Origin of the sequence: Citrobacter sp. W9, assembly GCF_026719375.1 — a bacterium.
GTDB lineage: Bacteria > Pseudomonadota > Gammaproteobacteria > Enterobacterales > Enterobacteriaceae > Citrobacter > Citrobacter werkmanii.
Map to the genome: position 1 here is coordinate 13,167 of NZ_JAPPTE010000008.1, position 20,183 is coordinate 33,349.

Genomic DNA, 20,183 nt, shown 5'->3' on the forward strand with positions numbered 1-20,183 from the left:
GGGCAAATTAAAAAAATAAGGGTTATGCCTCGCGCAGGCTCTGCGCAGGTTCAATATGGATCGCGCGCCAGGCACCGATACCGGCAACCAGCGTCGCCACAACCAGCGTCAGTAAGAGGGCGATAAGGCCGTGTAAGGGCGTTATCTTGCAAATCATCTGACCGGTGGCCTGGCTTGTGGACAGCGCCCGGTTAAATATCTGGCTGGCTAAAAAATAGATGCCAAAACCGCCTATATAGGCCATCAGGCTGAGCAAAGTGCCCTGACTAATGACGTAAACGCCTACGGCTGGTCGCGTGAAGCCCAGCAGACGAAGTACAGCAATATGCTTACGTTTACGATCGACATTGGCGATAAACGAGCCGATTAACGAGGCGATACAGCCAATGAGCGCGGTGATGGCGATCGTGTTAAAGATGATGCCCAACACACGGTTAATGCTTTTTACATTCTCAATATCCGCCAGCCGACTGGTAGTTTCGATGCGTTGGGCGCGCAAATCGCGTTCAAGGCTGGCGACATGGTCAATATCGCGTGCGTACAACCTTGCGCGGGCGTAGCGCGGCGCGTTACCGTTAAGCTGAGCGCCGCTGGCGACCCCTAACGCTGTTACCGCATAGCCATCGCGAAAATGTTCAAGAGCCATTAATAACGCGGGGCGGGTAAAGATAGCGGGGCGATTAAAATAGGTGGCTGGCAAAATCCCCACCACGGTCACGCGCTTACGTCCCCATTCGCGGCGTTCATCGAGCATACGACTCACGCGTAGCGTGAGCGTATCACCGGTTTTCACCGCCAGCTTGCGTGCCGCTTCCTGAGTAATAACAACTTCATGGTCATGATGGAGCACCTGCGTGCCGAGCAAAGGATCGCCAGCCTCTGTCGGAATGACTTCCGCATTTTCAATAAAATGTGTGCTGTCCGTCTGCAAGTCAGTCAGCGTATTGAGCGAGCGCGTTTGCCCGATGGCGAAGCCGACATCAGGCCGCTGCCGTAGCTGCGTGATCCAGTGCTGATCGTAGCTTCCGCTGCTCAACATGCGGATCTCCAGATTGCGGGGATCGTTGGCCAGATCGTTTTGTAACTGGTTCACAATGCCAAAGCGCAGGCCAAAAAGGAGCAGTAAAGGGGCGATGACCGCAACAAGAGAGGAGACGATGCAAAAAGAGATGATGCGATCGTGCCACAGGTCTTGCATTGCAAGGCGACCGAGCAGTCTTGCACGATTAAAGGACAAAGTAAGTACCTCCCCGTTCGCTCTGTGATGACGCCGTCAGCGATTCTGGCTGCGCAGCTAAACAGGGTAAATTGAAGTGTTTGACCAGAGGCCAGTCATGGCAAACGACCAGCGCCATCATGTCTTCCTGACGGACTAGTTCGATAAACAGGCTAAATAATTTCTGGGCATTGTAGGGATCGAGCGCCGCCGTCGGTTCATCTGCCAGTACCAGCGCCGGGCGATGTAATATCGCGCGCGCAAAAGCGGTGCGCTGCCGTTCGCCAAAGGAGAGCTGGGTAGGATATTTTGCCAGTAGTGGCGACAGTTTTAGCGTGTCGATGACCCTATCCAGCATGGTGCTGTCAGGGCGGGCTCCCAGCAGCTGGCACGGCAAGAGAATATTATCTTTGACGTTCAGGTAGGGAAGGAGGCCACCGTTTTGTAATACAAAGCCAAGTTCGCGTGCCCGAATCGCAGCGAGTGTATTATGTCGCTCGCCCAGAAGCAACGCGGCAATATCCTGCTGCTGTGTCCCTTTGCTGAGCGTGAAACGCCCAATTTTGCTGGGATGCAACACTAAACCAATGGCTTCCAGAAGCGTGCTTTTACCGCAGCCGCTTTCACCCGTTACCGCCACCACCTCGCCTGGCCGCAGCGAAAGCTGCGGCAGGTAAACACGGTGAGCCTGATGATCCTGACCACGAACCACGCACAAGTCTTCAATGTGCAGCATCAGGGCATCATTTCCAGTGGGATAGGATACACGCGATCGCGCGGATCGCTACCTTGCGCCAGCTCGACCCAACGGTCGACATCTGCATTATATTTTTGATAGTGACGCAGCTTGGATGACAGTGTGCGGATAAATTTCTCCTGTGACAGCCCATCCCAGCTTTTCCACGTTTCTTCATCGAGATTCAGCACATCGCTTTTGTAGGGAAGATCGGCCAGATACTCGCCCAGCACGCCAAGATCGCCGATGCTCGCGCTGTCTTGCTGTTTCAACTGGTTAGGATCGGTCCCCATTGTTGCCGCAACGGTGCGCAGTTGTTCAAACATCTTAGTGGGCGAGATCATCCCTTCATTAGCGGCTTTCAGAATCTGGCTGACGGCATCGCTTAAATCGCTCAGCTGTCCCTTGGTTAAGAGCACGCGAACATCTGTTGTGGGGATGTTCTGCTTAATCAGATCGCGATCGCTAATCCAGGCCTGGAACACCAACGGGGCTTGGGTGCTGTTGCGTTTGCCCAAATAGGCTAACTGCATCGCATGCCCGATTAACGCCGTATCCTGGAGCAATTTCTGCTCCGCCGTGAGCTTTTGCCCCTCATCTTTGGCATACAGCGCGCTGCCAATGGCGGCATCCCCCATATAGGCGGCTTTCACCTGTTCCGTAATGGCTGACGCCAGGGCATCAACCTGCTGACCGAACATTTTGATATCGCCTGCATTCACCGCCTGATAAAGGTTAGATTGCGTGCTATCAAAATTGGAGAGATCGCGGTACTGGCCCTCGGCTTTGGTATGGTTTGCTTTGCCGCTGGCGGTTTTCAGGTGCAACGTATAAATAGCAATGCCGCGGTTACCGGCTTCCAGACGGAGCTGGCTGGCATCAAGGCCGGTTCCTGAAAGTTTATTGCTGCCCTCAATCGCGCCAGCATCGGTAATCAGCACCATATAGCGGGCGCCGAATGGACTCCAGTCAATGTCATCAATAGCTGATAACACGCCGGAATAGGCATCCTCGTCGTATAAAGAGCTTGAGACCTTCGCTTCTTTAAGATCGGCGACTTTCTGCAGAAAATCCGCGCCGTCCTTGACCTGGTTAGGGTCGGCGAAAATGCGGGTGTTATATTCAAGTCCCGGTACGGCTTTGGTATTTGAACGATAAGAGACCAAACCAAACTTGACCTGCCCATCCAGATGCTCTTGTTTAATTTTGTCGTAGATCTTATTGACCGCCTCTTTAGTGCGCTCAATATACGGCCCCATTGAAATGGTTGAATCGATAACGAACACCACCGAAGCGTTAAAGCCTTTCAACTGGTTTACGTCGTTATCTTGTTTTGCCGCTGCGTTATCATCCGCCTTGCTGACGGAGGCCACGTTGAGCAGGCGCGTATAGAAGCCATCTTCGGTCATGACCTCTTCGCCGCTCAGGATTGGCAGCAGATAAAATTGCTTTTGCAGATCGACAAAATATTCCGGCTCCTGGGCCTGAATACCTTCAGCGTGGCCGTCACGCTTCAATTTGGCGCGCAGCGGCGCCACCAGAGAGACAGGATCGGGGGCAGAAAGAATGTTATCCAGACTTTCTTTCTCTTTGAAAAAGAGTAACCGATCGCGGTTGGCCGGGTTGGTAAACGCCAGCGTCAGCTGCATTTTCCAGTCTACGGTACAGGATTTCGGCAACCAGCCAAGGGTTTTGCCATAGCTATCCGGCCCGACTTTAAGCCAGCTTTGCCCCTTAGCCTCTTCCTTTTGATAAACATAAAGGCTGCTAAAGGCAGGCTGAAGCTGCCCATTTTCATCCCCGGCGTTGTCGCTAAGCTTACAGCCTGGCGTCGTCAGGATGCGCTGGTATAGCGTTTTCTTCCCTTCCTGAAGCAGCGGTTTATCGCCCTCGGCGGCAAAGAGGTGCCCGCTGAACAACAGGCCGCATAATGGCAGCGCCAGACGGCAAAAAAAAGTCCGGGTCATTTTGCTAGCTCCTCAAGGTGCTGCTTAGCCGTTTGGTTCTCGGGTTCTGATTGTAGTACCGTTTCGTACCAATAGGCCGCGGTATCTTTATCCGCCTCTTTGAAACATTCGCTTGCCTGATGGTATTTCGGATCGTACTCACCGGCGTAAATCAGGGCGATTTTGGTATCGCCGCCCTGCGCGCGATTTGCGTACAGGCGCTGGGCGACGCCGCATTTCTTCGCCTCTTTCGCTGACTGGATAATGGCCAGCAGTTTATCGCTATCGAGTTTTTCCTGAACGCACGTCTGCACGAATTCAAGCTCGCTCAGCGTGTCTAAACTCTGTGCGGAACAGCCAGCCGGGGCTTTAGGCTCGGTGTTCGTCGCTTCAGGGGCGGCGGCGGCGGGGGCTTGCTGAGCTTGTACCGCCGGGACCACCTCCTGACCTTTGTCCCGGCCCATGAACCACCAAAGCGCGCCAGCAATCACCACTAAAAGCAGGATGGCGGGGATGATGAGCGGGAGGCGGGAAGCCGCAGGTTTTTGTTGCGGCTGCGGCTCGGCATGAATGGTCGGCGCAATGGTTTCAGATTCTGCGACGGGCGCTTCTACGATGGCCACTGGTGCGGAGTCGGTTTCTGGGGTTGCCAGCATACTGCTGCTGCTGTAATTACCCGTCGCGCCCCTGGCTTCAGAAGAGAGCAACTCATCACGCACCAATTGGAGGGTGGTATTGCGCACTTCTCCTGAAGCCAGCTTGATCTGAATCTGGACCTGGCTTGCGTTTGCCAGCAAAGGGTCAAGTAGAGTAGGGCCGATACGAAAGCCGCTGCCGTTGGCCAGGGAGTAACCGCCGTTGACAGTAAACCAGTGCTGTGCAGGGCTCCAGCTGCCATCGGGCTGCAGATAGTTCTGCTCGTTATTACAAAGCGTAAAGGTCAGATCGGGCAGCACCGCAGTTTCGCCGCGCAGGCGAACCATCAATTGTGCGGTACCCGGCTCTGCCGGTTGGCAGGCGATGATTTTAGCTAGCATGGCATGTTCTCTTGTTTTAATTGGCTGATAATCTGACCAAGTTGGCGATTATGTTCGACGGAAATATCGCGCGTGGCGCTATGACCAGCGTTATCAAGTACGACGCTCATCAGGGCGGATAGCCAGTCTCCCAGATAAGAGACACCCGGCTGCGGCGCAACGGCGGCGAGCTGCGGCAGCTCGTCGTTCATCAGCGGTTTCTGGCGCAGGAAGACTTTATTTTTCTCGCCAACGTAGCTGTTGGGCACCTTTTCAGGCGGTAGAGTGAGATAACCAAACCAGGCGATAAAATCACGCATAGTCAGTTGGGCTCGCAGAACCTGGCGTGCCATAAGATGTTCACGCCGCGTACCCGCTTGCTCCTGACCCGCCAGCGCGCGTTTCAGCGTGCCTTCCAGATCGAGGCGCGTGGCTGCGGTGATCAATTCTTCGCTGAGATGATTAATCAGTTCGCTGTTCATCCCCAACTGATGCCACTGCGGCGCTTGCTGCGGCAGTTCACGCAGATGCGCGACCCAGGCTTTAAACGCCTGATGGGCGAAATCATCGTCCTGGCCGACTCTTTCCTGGGCAGTTGACGCTGGCGCGTCAACCACGGCGATTTCAGCCGGTGCGGCGGCGAATGGATCGCTGCCAAACGGGTTATCACCGAAGGGGTTGTTGCCAAATGGGCTGGCGGTAAACGCGTTTGCCGCCAGGCTGTCGCCATCGCTTGACGGTTCCGGGTTGCGGTCGCGAATGCTTAAATAGATGTTATTAAGCTCCTGCGTCGGCAGATCCAGACGATTAATTAGCTCTCCCATACTGTGGGAGCAGGCGGACAGCCCCTGCCATAGCTCTTTCGCGATGGCCTGTTTTTTCACGAGCTGCCCGTCGCCGTCTTTTTCGTACCAGCGGCCCAGGCGGCGATTGCCGGTCTCCTCGCGACACTGCTCAAGTTGTTGCTGCAAACGTGCCAGCTTGAATTCCAGATGCGCGACGCCGCGCAGCGCTTTGGTTAAGCGTCCCATGCCGCCATCGTTGAGCTCGAGCATCGCGTGCCAGGCTTTGCTCGGCTCGGTGACGTGTTGCAGCACGTTTTTAGCGCTAATGAAGGTGCTGCCCATTTCGTCGAGCTTCTGGCGATAGCGCTCGGTGATGCACGCTTCCTTGTTTCGCTCCTGTTCTGTACCGTCTTTTAGGTCGATGAACGGATTATCCAGCCCCGGTTTTCGCACCAGGAAACAGTTATTAAACGCCTGGCCGGGCGCCCATTGCTGCAGCCAATCATATTGGGCGAAACGCTCCAGCAAGGTCATGTGCAGCATACCTTCCCAGCCTTCTTTTAACTGTTCGGTGGTGAGTTGCAGACTGCTGTTGATGCGCATATCGCACATGGTGATGGCCCAGAACAGCCCAGGGTTACGGCCCTGACGTTCTTCGGCGCTTTTACCCTGCGTTTTTTCTACCCAGCGGTTTAATACCGGACCGACGTCAGCAACATCGCTCTGTTTGGCGGAGCTGGCGCACACGACCAGCGCGTTCATCTCTTGATTATCGGTGTAACGTTCAAACAGATAGGCGACTTTACCGCGCAGCAGAAGCTGGCAAATGGGATTAAGCCCCTCTCTACCGGCCTCTTCCAGTGCGGTAATTTTAAGACGCCCGCGATACCCAGGGAAGTCAAGCAGATCGACCTGCTCCACGACGCTGTCGGCCTCGACTTCTGCTAACGGGAAGATAAGCTCGGTGGTTAACGCTGCCAGTTCCGCCTGGGTTAAGCTGGCGCTGCCGATTTGCTGTTCCTCTTTCCAGTAGCGGATCTCCACGTGGCGATCCTGGCTGGAGCCTAGCCGGTTAAGGCTGTCGACGTTCATAATGCTGCCATTACTGTGATCGATCAGCGTCTCCAGCGGGGCGAACACCGTCCGGGCATGATTGAGTTTGGTCAGCACATTGGCTAATGAACGATAGGTCTCGGTGAGGGCCGGCAGTTCTCCCCACAATAAAGAAAATAGCTCTGCGCGTTCACCAGGACTCAGCGCAGGGGCAATTTTCAACACCTGCGGCCAATAGGCGTGTTCAAGTTTTTCAACCGATTTTCTGAACGAGGCGTTCAGGTAATCCCATAAGGCAACCACATCTTCCTGGCTCACGCCGTTATAGCTTTTTGCTTGTGTGGCGAGTTGTAGGAAGGGGCGCAGTCGCTCTTCAACCCTGGCTTCATCAAGTTGAAAGCTCAGCTGCTCGTGGTTGAAATCATTAAACCAGGCGTTTGCAAGAATTTTGGCCAGATCGATTTCACTGAACAGGCGCAGAGGCACAGGATAGCCCGCAGGCGCAGCGGGGGCCTGGCGGGTGAAGCGGGTGACCAGGCCGGTGGCCTCTTTACCGCCGCCGACGGGATTCACTTCTTTGATAAAGTCGACGCGCCGTTCGCCATAAAGGGCTTCCAGTGAACCATTGCTGCCCGCTGCCAGCGCGGAGATGAGATAGGATTTCCCGGCCTGAGAAATGCCAAAAAAACCGACGGTCATTGGCGTTCTGGCGACCAACGTCAGGCTATTGGCCTGGTTACGCGTGCGGAGCAAGCTAAGGTTGAGTTTATCCGCCTCGTTGTCGAGGCGACGTGAACCGGAACGCACTGCATCAACCCAGCCAAGTGCGTCCTGACAGCCCTGAGCGATAGCTGCCCAACCCTGAGTGAGAGATTTTTGATCGCTATTCATTATTTTTTAACACTCCCGCTATCGAGCCAGTGTCGGCTATCAATGAGCCCCGTATCGGGCATGGTATTGAGTTCCAGATCTACATCACGCTTGCTGAATGACTTATCGGTGTTGCTGGTGATATCCGCAATCATCAGCCGATCGCTGATTAAGCCCAGTTGGCGCGCCCGTTTGCCTTTGTCGATAGCCAGTCTCACTTTCAGGTACGGTGAACCGTTATCCACGGAGAAGGCGGCGGAAAACTTCTTACGGCCTTCTTCGCTAAAACGTAAGGTATAAAGCGGTGCGGCGGCCCAACGTTCGGCATCCAGTTGACGATAACCCAGCCGCAAATCGCCACGCATGATGATACTTTGCGTGGTGTTCTCGCCATTTTCGTCGGTGAATGTCGGCAGTTTTATCTGCCCGTTCTCCGATTCGATATGGCGATAAACGATATCGGCACTGCGAATCAGGTTATCCATATCAATGGTGCCAATATGGCGAATCGTTGAGTAAGGCTTCAGCGCCGAGGTACGGAAATGGAAGTTAGGAATGCTGTGATTTGCGCACAGCTGTGTGAGCATCGCGCCAACGGAGGCGGTGCTCTTCGGATCGTCGATATGGCCATTTTTATGGAACGGATACCAGGTGCCGGTCTGATAACCGTGCAGCGGTAAAATACGCCCCGGCGGCAATGGCAGGTTGCGACGGATAATTGCCTGAATGCCCGGCAGCTGCGAAGGGCGGCCCGTCAGCAGTAGCAGGTCGCAATGATAATAGCTCAGCACTTCGCACAGCGCGGTTAGCACTTTATCAATGTTGAACTTACCCGAGCACAAATCGTTATGCACTCTGGCGAGTGGCAGAGTGAGCATTACCTCCGCCAGTTTGAAATCGGTCGGGCCACCAGCTTTTTGTACTTCGCGGCGAACAAAGCCCTCGACTTCATCACGCAGAGAACCTACCGGCAGTAGATCGCCGACACGTTGGTTAATCACGATATGCGTTTGCTCGTCCAGCGGATCGAATTGCTCGTATTTACCCAGAATGTGCAACGCGAGGGGAACGAAGAGTTGCAGGGTGAGCTGCTGGCGCAGCACGGATTCCGCCGCGCTAATATTTTGCGAGCCGCACAGTTGAGACATCAGCGTCTCAACGGATATGACCCCCGTTTCACGCAGCGCCTGCTCAAAGGCTGGAAGCACATAGGACTGGATGACATCTAGCAGAATATCGTCGCCGGCAATTTTAAAACTGTCGCGAAAACGCTGCTGCGGGATGATATGGACGTTAGCGCCGCCCCCACTATGACCATTGCGATCGAGATGATAATCGGTGATGACCAGATCGGTGGTGCCGCCGCCGATATCGATAGATGCGATGGATATTCTTTCACGTTGCGTGCTGTCGGGTCGGCTAAGGGCGTCGAAAAACGACTCCGGGTGACCGGCAAAGTTTTGGTTTATCTCGGTGTAGAGATAAACCAACTGCGCGCAGGACGCTTCATCCCACTCGACCCTGATTTTTGGCAGCGGAATTTTAATGTTTGTCTGACTATGATCTTCTTGCTCATCCTCATAAGGATCGTTTTCGCCGTTGTGCCAGCGTAGCGCTTTCCAGACTAAACCGACCGCCTGACGCATACGGTCATCCAGTACGCAACGTTCAGCCATCGGCATACCGGGCGGCACGGTCAGAATAATATGGCGTAGCTGACGCGGAATACCTGCGTGTCCCTGACGTATGCGCTGTTCCGGGCTATTAATCTGACTAATCGCCTGGGTTAATACTTCCGCGAGCATAAAGGTCATCAGAGAACTGCGAGAATAGCGTGGCGTAAAGACCGGGATGCGATCCATCTCATCTTCGATGGTGTGTAACGCCTCGCCCCGTTCATCGATCAGATTCGCGAACGGCGCAGCGGTGGCGAGTGGATTACTGTCCTGCACGTAGCTACCGTTAAATCGCCAGCCCTGACCGTAATATTTTTCATCCCAAAGATAACGTTTAGGGCTGGAGAGGCCGGTTGAACCTTCGCTGCCTTTTCGGCGCGCCGCTAAACGACCCGCTTCTCCGCCGATACGAGCGATCGTCGGCCACTGGAAGGCATCGTGGCGGCCGCTACGCACCGAGCAGTGATCTTTGCCGAAGAAGGCCTGTGAAAATTCGACCCGGCTTTCAAAGGGTTCGGTATAAACATGTTCCGGCGCGCTAAGATCGCGCAATTTGAGCACATAGTTGTGCTGCATACCTGAACCTGATTGCCCATGATCTTCAATGAGAATACCGCAGGTGCGTGAGTTACCGACATCGAGGATCAAATCAACGGGAATAGGCTTGATAGCGTTAGTTTCCCGATTGGCGATGACCCTGAAATGCGGCAATTCAATGATGGGGGCGGTCTGACTTTGCAAACCTTCGACGGGAATCGCCATCAGTGAAAGAAGGTTAAGGTAGTGCGCCAGCGGATACTGCTGGTTAAGCTCCTGCTCGCGTTCGTCGATATCCCGGCCTTTGCTCGCCTCTTTAAATACCTCTTTCAGCCAGTCGACAATCCACTCTTGCGTGAGATACCAGTTAAGGGCATAGGTGGCTGTCGCCACCGCAAAGGTTGCCCCGGCATTGACATCTTCCTGGTTCGGGCTGAGGTCGGCGGCGGCCTGCTGTTTGGCCATTACGCGAGTATCGATAGCCAACGTCATTCGATGGCTATGCCCATCCATATCAGGCTTGTCCAGCTTGACGATACGAAAACGCGCCCAGTTTAGCGGCCCTTCCTGATAGACGTCAGGCGGGCTAAAACGGAGTAGGGGAAGCGGCAACCATGTCCCGTCAAACAGCTTAAGACTCTGCTCAACGGGAATATCGTACTGGCTTTTAGCCTTCTCGATATTTGCCGGGCTGGGCTGATAAAAATAGTAATCACGCTGTTCGTTGTAGATTAAACGGGTCAATACGCCATTGGCTAATTTAACAAATTCACCGGCGGGCAAACGTCCTGGAGACAAACCAAAATCCATAAACTGGATCCCGGAGTCGCCTACCAGGGTTACTTGACGATCAAAAGATACAATCTCGGGCAACATAGTTATCTCGTCCCTGTTCAGGAATTAGGTTGAAGCATACGAATCGGGAAGGTTTTTTCCCCATCGTTGCTGCCAATACAATCGGCATGACCCGCGGAAGGTGATTTGCACTCGATGGTCGGCACAATAAAGTTTGAGCCATCGCTGCAGGTCATTTGCTCAGGGTTGGTAATGTTGAGCGCCCCCTGCTGCACGTTACCGTTGGCTGGGCCACGGCACGTTACGCCGCTGGACTGGCGGACGCTGACGGTGCCGTTGCCCTGGTCAAAATTATATTGCAGCTGGAGCGGGCGTCCGGTGTGCTTGTCCTGAATACCGCCATTCACGCGCCATTCGCCGTTAAGAAACTTCGCCGGGCCGTCCGGCAGCGTGGCCGGGAGGGTTAACGGTTCGCCCTGCGGCGCAACGAGCGGCGGGGCGGTTACCGGAGTCACGCCCGGAGGCGTCTGCTCGTCGTGGGTATCCTGTACGCCGGGCGGCAGTGGCGGTTCTACGCTGGCTTCATTTGCGTTAGCCGGCGGCGGCGCATCGCCGTCTACCGCTCTGTCAGATGTGTCGGCAGGCATCGCGGGCACCGTTGAATCCAGCGCAGGATGCGCGTCCGCGGTTGACCCTTCCACAATGCCGGGTACGGCGCGAGCGCCAACGGCGGTTTCTGACCCCCTGATCGCCACGTCATGGGTGCTGGTGGCCGGGTGCGTAGCCACAGGTTCAGCGGTGACCGTGGTTTTATCCGCAGAAAGACCAGGGAGGCCCGGCAGGGAAAGAGAAGGAGCGCAGCCGCGGAGCAGCCCTAACAGCAGCGCCAGCAGCAGTAACGCCAAAAGTAGCCATAGCAACCAACGCCAGCGCCAGCGGCGCGTTCGAATATCAACAAAGGGCGCGGGAGCGGGTTCGACGGTTTTTTCCGTGGCGCTGGCCTGCGGCGGAACGGCCGCGAGGGCGGCGGCGGGAACGGACGATGAACTCAGCCAATGCATCGGGTGACGTTGTTCCCCTTCCGGGTGGACAAACCCCCAAAAGGTGATCACCAGCGTTCCATTAACGAGATAGACAAACTCATAATCGGGGAAATGGGTCACAGATTTAAGCAACTGGGCAAAGACCCGACGATCGCCGCCGGTTCCGCTTTGCTCCGCGTTGAGCAGCTGTTCGCTTAGTGACTGCACTGCCATTTGAAACGCATTAAATTGCTGGCGCGCCGATTCTCGCTCCGCTTCGCTTGCGCCGCTCCACGGGATAACATCGCCGGGAAAACTGCTGTACCAGTCGGTTCTGTCACCGCCCTGATCGTTTTGCGGGATAGCCAGATGACGGGCCAGATCGCGCCCTGCATCAAGACGATAGATGGCTTCGCGTAGCTGGAAGGCCATCTTGAAAACAGGATAGCCCGTTTCACCCAGCGCCTTGAATGAAGAGTTATTTCCGGTACGAAGTAGTGGTCCCTGAATCGAATTTCGCATTATCTAACCCTTAAAGGCTGTAATTTGACTAAAGCCACAGTGGTACAGGCTAATTTTTGGTCGCGCCGGGCGTCCATTTGAAACCCCAGCCATAGTGCTTATCCATCGACTCGCGGTCGGGGAAGAAACGGTCAAGGCGTTCAACCTGAATATTGCCATCGACATTTTTGAGCCTGGCGATGGCGGCGACATTATTACGCTGGTCGCTATCCGTGAGCATGGATGTAATCGGCTGCTGTTCGGGGACATAGAGGGTGACGGAGGCGTTTGTCCCTTGCCAGTTATCGGTGCCAGCGTAAATGAAGCTATAAATCAACACCTCATCAATGTCCTGCCAGTGGCTGCCGTTGACGAAAAGCCATTCGCCATCCACGTCATTGCCTTCACGCAGATCTTCCTGCAGCAGCAGATACGGTGGCTGGTCATAGTTGCCGGGCAAATGACTCAGCGCCTCAGCGCCGCTGATTTCACCGTTTTTTAAGCGCACAAAGGCGGCAATATCGAGATCGACAGGCTCTTTGTGGTCCCCCTGCTTCCACTGCAGATTGATTTTTATCCGGCCAAAATCCTGACGTTTCTCAAGCTTCACGCTGGGATTGGTGTCAGTTAATTCGGTATGGGTTGATGTAACAACGGGGAGCTTCACGGCCGGGTGATGTGTAAACCACCACCAGACACCGACGAGCAGGAGCAGCAGTAGCAATAATGCCAGCCAAGGAAGAAAACCGCGCCACCAGGGGATAACCACTACTGTATGGAGGGGGGCCGCTGTGCTGGCTGTGGCCCAATTGACCAACACCGGTTCGCCGCCGACGCTATAGCCGTCGAGGTGGTGTGATTGGGTGAGCAGCGTTTGCAACGCATGTGCTGACTTATCTTCGCCGCGCGCGGCCAGCTGGCTGATTAACCCCGCCAGAATGTCCTGATATTGCTGACGTTTATTCTCAACAGTCAGCCGTTCGGCGTCATTCAGTGCGGAAAAAGGTTTAGCCAGCCCCTGACGTGCTGTCCACCACTCCAGGCGTCCTTCAGCATTGCGACGCGCGGTGGCATACAGCAGCGCCAGTGAAGGAGGAAGATGACGATGTATGATACCGACCGTCTCTTCATAGGTTGTCAGCGTTGCTTCATCAATCGGCGCGGCAGTTGTTAATCGTTGCATAAGCAAATCATTATTGTTGTGGGTGATATGCATGAGATGTGTATCATCGCATCTCAGACAGCCGGAACGTTTTCTGCGCTTTTAGCGGAGCGTATTTGCTTCTTCGAGAACTTTAATTTTGTGCTTGGCTTCGGCGACCTTTTTCTCAATCGCTGAAATTTCGCTGGCGCTCGTTGCCGTTTGTGACTGGCGCTGCAGCTCCTGCAATTTGGCAATTTCCTGCTGGCGTTCGCGGCTTTGAATCTTGCTTGATTTCAGTTTTGCGAGAGTCTGCGACAGATCCGAACGCACGGCATTTAGCCTTGCTTGTTCATCTGCCAGCTTTTGATTTAAGGTCTGCTGTCTGTTTTGGGTATAATCCTGCTGTTGCCTGGCCGATTCATTTTGATATTGGCTCAGACGAACCTGCTGTTCTTTTTGATCAACCTGCTGACGATAACCACCCGACGTGGCGCAGCTCAGTTTGGTAATAAAGCTTGGATCTTGTGCGTGTAAATCACAGTCCTGGGGGGACGTAGTACAACCCGTAAGGACAAGGGCGGCAAGAAGTGCGTATTTTCTCATCAAATAATCCATCATTAGCGTCGAATAACGCTGCTTTAAGCAGTCTTAAACCGGCCGATAATGCTATCGGCCGAAAGGGTTAACCAAGGGAGATCGCCTGGCGCTGTTCATACAGCTCGTTGGTTTCTTGTTCCAGAGCAGCAATCTTGCTATTGAGATTGGCATATTCTTTGTTCAAATTTGCCAGCTTGCTTTTCTCTGCACTTGTGGTGGTCGTTTGACCTTGTAAAGCGACCTTATAGGCAGATTCTTTATCCTTCATGCCTTTCATGGTCTCTTTCATCTTGCTGATGTTGGCATCAATTTGCGCCAGCTGGGTTTTCGCACCGACTTTATCAAATCCAGCTTTATCTTTTTGGATGCTGATTTTGGTTAAGGTGGCCTGGTTTTCGCTAATAACTTGTTTCATCGCCAGCGTCGATTTTTCAACCGCTGCGGTATCTTTGCTGATGTCATTATCCATAGCCTGCAGACGATCGGCTGTAGAGGCATAATCTTTTTTCAGGCCATCAAGATAGTAGTTAGCGGTCATACCTGCAGCACAGCCAGCTGCGCCACCAATTGCAGCGCCGGCAAGCGCTTTCTTCGAGTCACCTGCTAACGCCCCTACTAACGCGCCGAGAGCTGCGCCGGATACGGCGCCTACGCCACAACCTTGTGCACCAGAAGCGCTAAAGAACTGTGATTGTTCTGTGGTGGTAAGGCGAGGATCCGGCTTTGTCCCAGACAGGAGAGAGCTTCCTGTATTGGCACAGCCTCCAAGTAACAATGCTGCGGAAATCACGATGCATGTGGTAGTTCGGTTAAATGTATTCACAATCTTTTTCCTTAAAAATAATTAAGTAACGACAAGCAAGCTGTATCAACTAAAAATTTAGAATTAGTAATGATTTTGTCCGACATTACTGATTATTGTATTAGTTATAAGATGTCAAAAGAGCTATTCAAAGAGTATTTAAATAATAAGCAATAAATTAATTGCAATGCGTTATTATGTGTTCGTAGGTATCCCGCACTGACAGCTTATGCAATTTTGTGTTTTCGTATCACTTTATGTTGGCCTTGCTGCTGAAACACATCTTTTTTAAAAATAATCGACATTTTCGAATTCGTAGGCCTTACCATGAAACATGGGAGGATATCTCCACATAAAACATACATTCCGTGAATGTATCTCAACGTCTGACATTTTTCCAGTGTGTACAATTAGGATGTTGATTCAACTGATTAATCTGTATTAAACACACTAAAGATCATGCCAGAAATGCCGATAAATCACAAGTATGCTGCCGTCTTTGCTTGTGATGTAGGTAGGGTTACAGTTCTTGTTTTCGCCGATGTAATCTGTATTTGATACCTTAATGTAGTTGTTTATTAGTTGCAGTGTTTTGTGTATGCGTGGAAGGATGAGTGTACGTAAAGTGGCAGGCGGGAATGTTAATGGAAACCTTGAAATATACTTTTGGGAGATAGGGGGAGTTTTAATTTAATATGCATGAAATTTTCATTTACTATCACCTTCTTGATTATATGTCCGTGATCTGATGCAAGTATCTATGAATCTAAAAAAGGGTGTAGTGAATTTTTTCTAACGGAATATACAATGTGGTTTTGTTCATCCATCAATGTTTGTTAAAATCATTTTATGAATCGATTCCGCGCACGATTAAATTGGAAGACTTTTTAGTACAGGGCTAGGATGTCAACGACGGGTGAAAAGTGATCCACTTACATCTCCACCTACATTCTAATATTGATCCACCGTTTTACTCAGGATTAGCTTCAGCGATAACTGTAGTGGTTTACAGAATTTTACCACCTGAACAAAGGTGATACGCTCATCTCAGAACAATACAGGCATCCCAATGAAAAAAAAGAAATTTCAGTGCTGAATTTAAATACGAATCCGCACAAATGGTCCTTGAGTAGAACTACACCATTGCAACTGCGGACAGTGCTATGGGGGTGGTTCTTTCTACCATGACGCGATGGGGAAAGCAGTTGCGAGATGACCGACAGGGCAAAATGAATTTCTGTTTAGTTACCTGAAAGCAGATAACCATGAGAGTTGCTCATTACCAGAGCCTGCTATGATCTCTGATTGTTTCATTTCAGCCTTGAAGGACACACTGGAAATCGTTCGGGCCTCGCAGGGCCGTGGATGTCAGAAACTGCAGCGCACTCATAACCCAAGTGTATCCAGAATGCATGATCATACTTAGCGACCAGAATTCACTTGCTGCTGCCGTGAGTAATAGCGTAACCAGTACGAGCATAATGGCCGACGTTATTCGCTCAACCCGGCGATATGACCACATTGCGGTATTAATGGGAAGACCCGCAAGCTCCTGATAATCTTGTTCATCCAGAAAACCATATAACTTACTTCTCCAGGTTATTCTGTTTTGTTCCAGCAGTGAAAGGGCATTCCGGTTGATATAGACCGACATCCCGTATGAGATGGCGATATACAGGGCCAGTGCACAAAATGCCAGAGCATACACTTTTTGCGGACCACTTGCCTTTAGGGCCTCCAGACTGTAGCGAAGGATCAGAGTGCTGATAACCAGGGCCATATCTTTCCACAACGTGGAAGACAGGCCACGCGACTGCTGCAGAATTTTTTGTGTGTCCTCTGTCAGACTTTTTCGCAAATCGCCCAGCGATTTCAGGGTGTCTTTTCCCCCTGTCCGGATATGGGCCTTGTAGAGAAGTCGGGCTGACTCCAGTGCCGGGGAGAGTCGATACACAATGCCTTCACAAAACGTAACGCCCTCAGGCCATTCTCTGGCCAGTTCACTGGACAAAAAGGTATGTTTAAGCTCGGTTTCGTTTCCTTCCAGAAAAATCCATTTTGCTGTTTCCTGAATGACGTCAAAGGCGGGCAGAGCCGCATGTTCTTCCCCGAAAGGGATTTTCCGCGGCGGTTTTCCTGACAGTCCGACCTTTTTTATTTCGGCAGCAAAAAGCTCATTGACGAAACATTTCAACAACTCCCGACAAGCGAGTGACTCCCAGAGTCTCATTGATTCGTCGATCACTGTATCGCCGGATATCAGGATCCAAGGTGCAATGGTATCTGGGGGAAGAAAGTCAGTTGAAAAACAACGGATAATGCTTTTTGTGACGGAGGCCGTCTGAGTTGGGACGTCGCTTTCACTCTCATCCGGGAGCATTTTTTTCCACGGCGCGACCTTCCATTGTTGTGTTTCAAATGCTTCGTTGATAAACAGGGCGTAGATGCGGTGATACTGACAGAGCCTGGGATCCTGGAGTAAAAACGAACGCCAACCTTCCAAGGTGAAGAGGCGCAAAATTCCGGGGAGTTCATCGCTGATGATGGTGATAAAGTGCTTCTGACCGGGGATACCTTGTGCGGGGCGGATATCATCTCGACTATCATCAACAAAGGTGATCCTGAGATTTTCGGCATCGGTATCCATTACTTCCCCCCATAACTGAAGGGTGTCATTATCCATGGTTCCAGAAATGAACAATTTCCGGGTGGTGGTTTGCTGATCTTCAGTGATCACCAGATCAGATGTGCGGCGTGAGCAGTCAATTGCCTTACCGATTTTTTCCAGTATCGATGTCATCTGTCACCAGCCCTGCAGTCACTATCACTATACGTTTTCGCCCGTCTTCCATCGTTTGGATATCCGGTGCATTATCCTCATCGTAGATAACAATAACATCTTCCAGAGTTACCAGTTTTCTTTTCCGTGGCTTAGGAATGTTCTCAGGGGTGATCCGGAAAGATTCACCTGAAATTCCCAGGTCTTTTATTTTACGGGTAAAGGATTTGACCAGCGGATGATCTTCTTCCATTGGTCCAAAAATCTGGTTAAGCAGGGAAAGGGGTTCATCGGTGTTAAAATCCTGCGCCCCGTGATGTAACGTTTCATAAATCTTGTTAACACCGCTGCGTCTGATGTCGTCCGGTAACAGGTCTCGATGCTTTTTGAAGACATCCTTGAGTGCGGCAACCAGTTTGTCGCTGAGATCGGTTGTACTGTTGACGCGCTGTACCTGTAAAAAACGCTCAAAATAAACGGAGATATTGGTTCGTTTGCTGCGATCCCGAACGACAACCCGCCCACCCTGAGCATCTGCCGTCAGGCGGACCAGAGCAATTTTCTGCATGGCTTCAGCTTTCTTGACGAAGCTTTCGCGGAAACGTTCGAGTCTGGGAACCTGAAACTCGTCTCCCTCCGCATCCAGCACGTAACGTACCACGTCCTCGTTATCATATTTAATGAGGGCAAACAGTTTTTCATCATTGAGGGTGTGAAGCTCAAAAAGAAAAAATACCCCCATGCTGGCATTTTTTGTGTGGTGATGAGACTGAAAATCGTTTGCCAGAAAGGTGGACTGTTCGGTGAAGCAACTAGCGTCGGTATCGGCATTGTTCCTTATGAGCCGCAGAATACGCTCGGTATTGGACAATTCCGTAAACCGGAACATGTTACCGCTTAATGCAGACTTAATCCGTTCCAGAAAAAAATCGACGTGTTCAGGTGGTGATATTTCGCTGAGCAGCACTGGGATCTCCAGTTCCCCACCAACGACATGAAAAATCATTCGTTTTATTGTCAGTGCATTAATTTCTTCATCCGTTAAAAAACTCATAGTGACACCCCGTTATTTCGTGTCTTATTTTATCGTTAATTGCTGTGACATGCTTTAAAGCGGGTAGTATAGGTAATCACCTGTACCTACGTAAAATAGTTCATCACAAGGACAGGCGGCAGCTTGCCATCAACCCCTCTGTGAATAAATGTATACAGGGAAAGAATAAGTAAACATTCTCCCGGCATTTCTGCCGGGAGAATAGATTATAATTGTTGTCTGGCGTAATCGAAAGGTGAGACCGGATTTTCACTATTCGCATCGAGAAAATCTGCCCACCATTGCAGCATCAATTTGCGTTCATCTAAGAACTCAGCTTTATGAATGTAGGCCGCACGTACGCCATTACGTTCCTGATGGCTCATCTGGCGCTCCACAGCATCTCTCGACCATAATCCTGACTCAATCAACGAACTACAGGCCATTGCCCGGAAGCCGTGACCACAGACATCGACCTTTGTATCGTAGCCCATAAGACGTAGTGCGTTATTCACTGTATTTTCACTCATGGGTTTCCATGGATTGTGATCGCCAGTGAAAATCAGTTCATATTCCCCGCTGATGGCTTGGATTTGTTTGAGAATATCCAGTGCCTGAGTTGATAGCGGGACCAGATGCTCTGTACGCATTTTAGAGCCTCGATGCGAGTACTTGACCCCTTCAATAGGTTTCCGCTCGGGAGGAATGGTCCACATGGCTTTCTTGAAGTCGATCTCAGACCACCTAGCAAAGCGTAGTTCACTGGAACGTATGAAGATAAGCAGGGTAAGTTTGGTTGCCAGCCGGGTGAGAGGTTGTCCTCTGTAGTTGTCCAGTCGTTCAAGCAGCTCTGAAATGCGATTTAAGGCGAGGGCAGGGCGATGCTGGCGCTTCACCGTCGTTAAAGCACCAGCCATATCCACGGCAGGGTTATAGCTGATAATGCCGGACTGGGCAGCATAGCGCATGATGGCAGTGATACGCTGCTGAAGGCGGGCTGCAATCTCATATATCTCTTTGGATTCGGCTGTTTTAACGGGGACAAGTAAATCGGGAGTTCTGAGGGTGGTAATATCACGTGAGCCGATAAGAGGAAATACGTGACTCTCAAGACTTTTGAGCACCTTCTCGCTGTGAGCTTCGGACCATTTTTTGTTGCTCTTGTGCCACTGACGTGCAACAAGCTCGAACGTATTGCTGGCCTCCTGTACTGCTTTCTTTACTCGTTTCTGTTCGCACGGATCAATTCCCTCCGTTATCTGTTTCCTTGCCGCATCGCGCTTTTCCCTTGCTTCTGATAATGAGACTTCAGGATAGACGCCCAGAGCGAGCGTTTTCTCTTTGCCCAGAAACCGATAGCGGAGTCGCCAGTAACGCGAGCCGTTAGGGTGAACGAGCAAAAACATGTTGCCGCTGTCAGCAAGTTTATAAGGTTTTTCATCCGGTTTAGCTGCCCGGATTTTAGCGTCAGTGAGCGCCATTGGTGGGGTCTCCTGATAGTAAAAGGGGTATAAATTTTATCGAATCAGACTATACCCTCAGTTGTACCCTCGCAAGGGACTTGAAGCGGGTTGAATTTGATTGAGTTGGGTGGAGTTAACGTATTGTGGATGTGTTGATTTTCGCGGGTTCAGAATGCAAAAACGGACCTCCGTGGAGGTCCGTTGATATGAAT

13 protein-coding genes are annotated in these 20,183 nt (G+C 51.8%); all 13 read right to left on the bottom strand.

Features of this window, described 5'->3' with window-relative positions; translation table 11 throughout:
* Positions 1-22: 22 nt before the first annotated feature.
* The 13 genes from OOJ59_RS13270 to OOJ59_RS13330 all read right to left on the bottom strand — a co-directional run bounded on the left by OOJ59_RS13270 (position 23) and on the right by OOJ59_RS13330 (position 19,989).
* Positions 23-1,237, bottom strand: a complete 1,215-nt coding sequence (locus tag OOJ59_RS13270; RefSeq protein WP_040232058.1) for an ABC transporter permease — start codon at positions 1,235-1,237, stop codon at positions 23-25.
* The gene (locus OOJ59_RS13275; protein ID WP_047660990.1) at positions 1,227-1,952 is read right to left on the bottom strand and encodes an ABC transporter ATP-binding protein; all 726 of its coding nucleotides are present in this window, start codon (positions 1,950-1,952) and stop codon (positions 1,227-1,229) included. Before OOJ59_RS13275 ends, OOJ59_RS13270 begins: the two co-directional genes overlap by 11 nt.
* Complete coding sequence (locus OOJ59_RS13280; RefSeq protein WP_040232062.1) at positions 1,952-3,919, bottom strand: vWA domain-containing protein; 1,968 nt, start codon at positions 3,917-3,919, stop codon at positions 1,952-1,954. The genes OOJ59_RS13275 and OOJ59_RS13280 overlap by 1 nt, the downstream gene beginning before the upstream one ends.
* Positions 3,916-4,935, bottom strand: a complete 1,020-nt coding sequence (locus OOJ59_RS13285) for a hypothetical protein (RefSeq protein ID WP_226809244.1) — start codon at positions 4,933-4,935, stop codon at positions 3,916-3,918. The genes OOJ59_RS13280 and OOJ59_RS13285 overlap by 4 nt, the downstream gene beginning before the upstream one ends.
* Complete coding sequence (locus tag OOJ59_RS13290) at positions 4,929-7,643, bottom strand: putative virulence factor (RefSeq protein WP_094168642.1); 2,715 nt, start codon at positions 7,641-7,643, stop codon at positions 4,929-4,931. The genes OOJ59_RS13285 and OOJ59_RS13290 overlap by 7 nt, the downstream gene beginning before the upstream one ends.
* The gene (locus OOJ59_RS13295; protein WP_040232067.1) at positions 7,643-10,711 is read right to left on the bottom strand and encodes a virulence factor SrfB; all 3,069 of its coding nucleotides are present in this window, start codon (positions 10,709-10,711) and stop codon (positions 7,643-7,645) included. The genes OOJ59_RS13290 and OOJ59_RS13295 overlap by 1 nt, the downstream gene beginning before the upstream one ends.
* A 17-nt stretch (positions 10,712-10,728) precedes the next feature.
* Entirely contained in the window at positions 10,729-12,174 is a 1,446-nt protein-coding gene (locus OOJ59_RS13300) for an SrfA family protein (protein ID WP_047363971.1), read from the bottom strand.
* Positions 12,175-12,223: 49 nt separating this feature from the next.
* Positions 12,224-13,336, bottom strand: a complete 1,113-nt coding sequence (locus OOJ59_RS13305) for a tellurite resistance domain protein (RefSeq protein WP_226809245.1) — start codon at positions 13,334-13,336, stop codon at positions 12,224-12,226.
* Between the two features lie 81 nt (positions 13,337-13,417).
* Entirely contained in the window at positions 13,418-13,900 is a 483-nt protein-coding gene (locus OOJ59_RS13310) for a hypothetical protein (RefSeq protein ID WP_023288353.1), read from the bottom strand.
* Between the two features lie 79 nt (positions 13,901-13,979).
* Entirely contained in the window at positions 13,980-14,717 is a 738-nt protein-coding gene (locus OOJ59_RS13315; protein WP_040232073.1) for a glycine zipper domain-containing protein, read from the bottom strand.
* A 1,294-nt stretch (positions 14,718-16,011) separates the two neighbouring features.
* Positions 16,012-17,496, bottom strand: coding sequence for a hypothetical protein (locus tag OOJ59_RS13320; RefSeq protein ID WP_094168641.1), 1,485 nt, complete (start codon positions 17,494-17,496; stop codon positions 16,012-16,014).
* Entirely contained in the window at positions 17,468-18,529 is a 1,062-nt protein-coding gene (locus OOJ59_RS13325; protein ID WP_040232076.1) for a nucleoid-associated protein, read from the bottom strand. Before OOJ59_RS13325 ends, OOJ59_RS13320 begins: the two co-directional genes overlap by 29 nt.
* 206 nt (positions 18,530-18,735) lie before the next feature.
* On the bottom strand, positions 18,736-19,989 hold the full coding sequence (locus tag OOJ59_RS13330; protein WP_040232077.1) for a tyrosine-type recombinase/integrase: 1,254 nt from the start codon (positions 19,987-19,989) through the stop codon (positions 18,736-18,738).
* Positions 19,990-20,183 lie beyond the last annotated feature (194 nt).

What these genes read in the sequence shown, in the direction of transcription:
- OOJ59_RS13275 (WP_047660990.1), bottom strand. Translation starts at nt 1,952, where the DNA reads ATGCTGCACATTGAAGACTTGTGCGTGGTTCGTGGTCAGGATCATCAG.
- OOJ59_RS13280 (WP_040232062.1), bottom strand. Translation starts at nt 3,919, where the DNA reads ATGACCCGGACTTTTTTTTGCCGTCTGGCGCTGCCATTATGCGGCCTG.
- OOJ59_RS13285 (WP_226809244.1), bottom strand. Translation starts at nt 4,935, where the DNA reads ATGCTAGCTAAAATCATCGCCTGCCAACCGGCAGAGCCGGGTACCGCA.
- OOJ59_RS13290 (WP_094168642.1), bottom strand. Translation starts at nt 7,643, where the DNA reads ATGAATAGCGATCAAAAATCTCTCACTCAGGGTTGGGCAGCTATCGCT.
- OOJ59_RS13295 (WP_040232067.1), bottom strand. Translation starts at nt 10,711, where the DNA reads ATGTTGCCCGAGATTGTATCTTTTGATCGTCAAGTAACCCTGGTAGGC.
- OOJ59_RS13300 (WP_047363971.1), bottom strand. Translation starts at nt 12,174, where the DNA reads ATGCGAAATTCGATTCAGGGACCACTACTTCGTACCGGAAATAACTCT.
- OOJ59_RS13305 (WP_226809245.1), bottom strand. Translation starts at nt 13,336, where the DNA reads ATGCAACGATTAACAACTGCCGCGCCGATTGATGAAGCAACGCTGACA.
- OOJ59_RS13310 (WP_023288353.1), bottom strand. Translation starts at nt 13,900, where the DNA reads ATGAGAAAATACGCACTTCTTGCCGCCCTTGTCCTTACGGGTTGTACT.
- OOJ59_RS13320 (WP_094168641.1), bottom strand. Translation starts at nt 17,496, where the DNA reads ATGACATCGATACTGGAAAAAATCGGTAAGGCAATTGACTGCTCACGC.
- OOJ59_RS13325 (WP_040232076.1), bottom strand. Translation starts at nt 18,529, where the DNA reads ATGAGTTTTTTAACGGATGAAGAAATTAATGCACTGACAATAAAACGA.
- OOJ59_RS13330 (WP_040232077.1), bottom strand. Translation starts at nt 19,989, where the DNA reads ATGGCGCTCACTGACGCTAAAATCCGGGCAGCTAAACCGGATGAAAAA.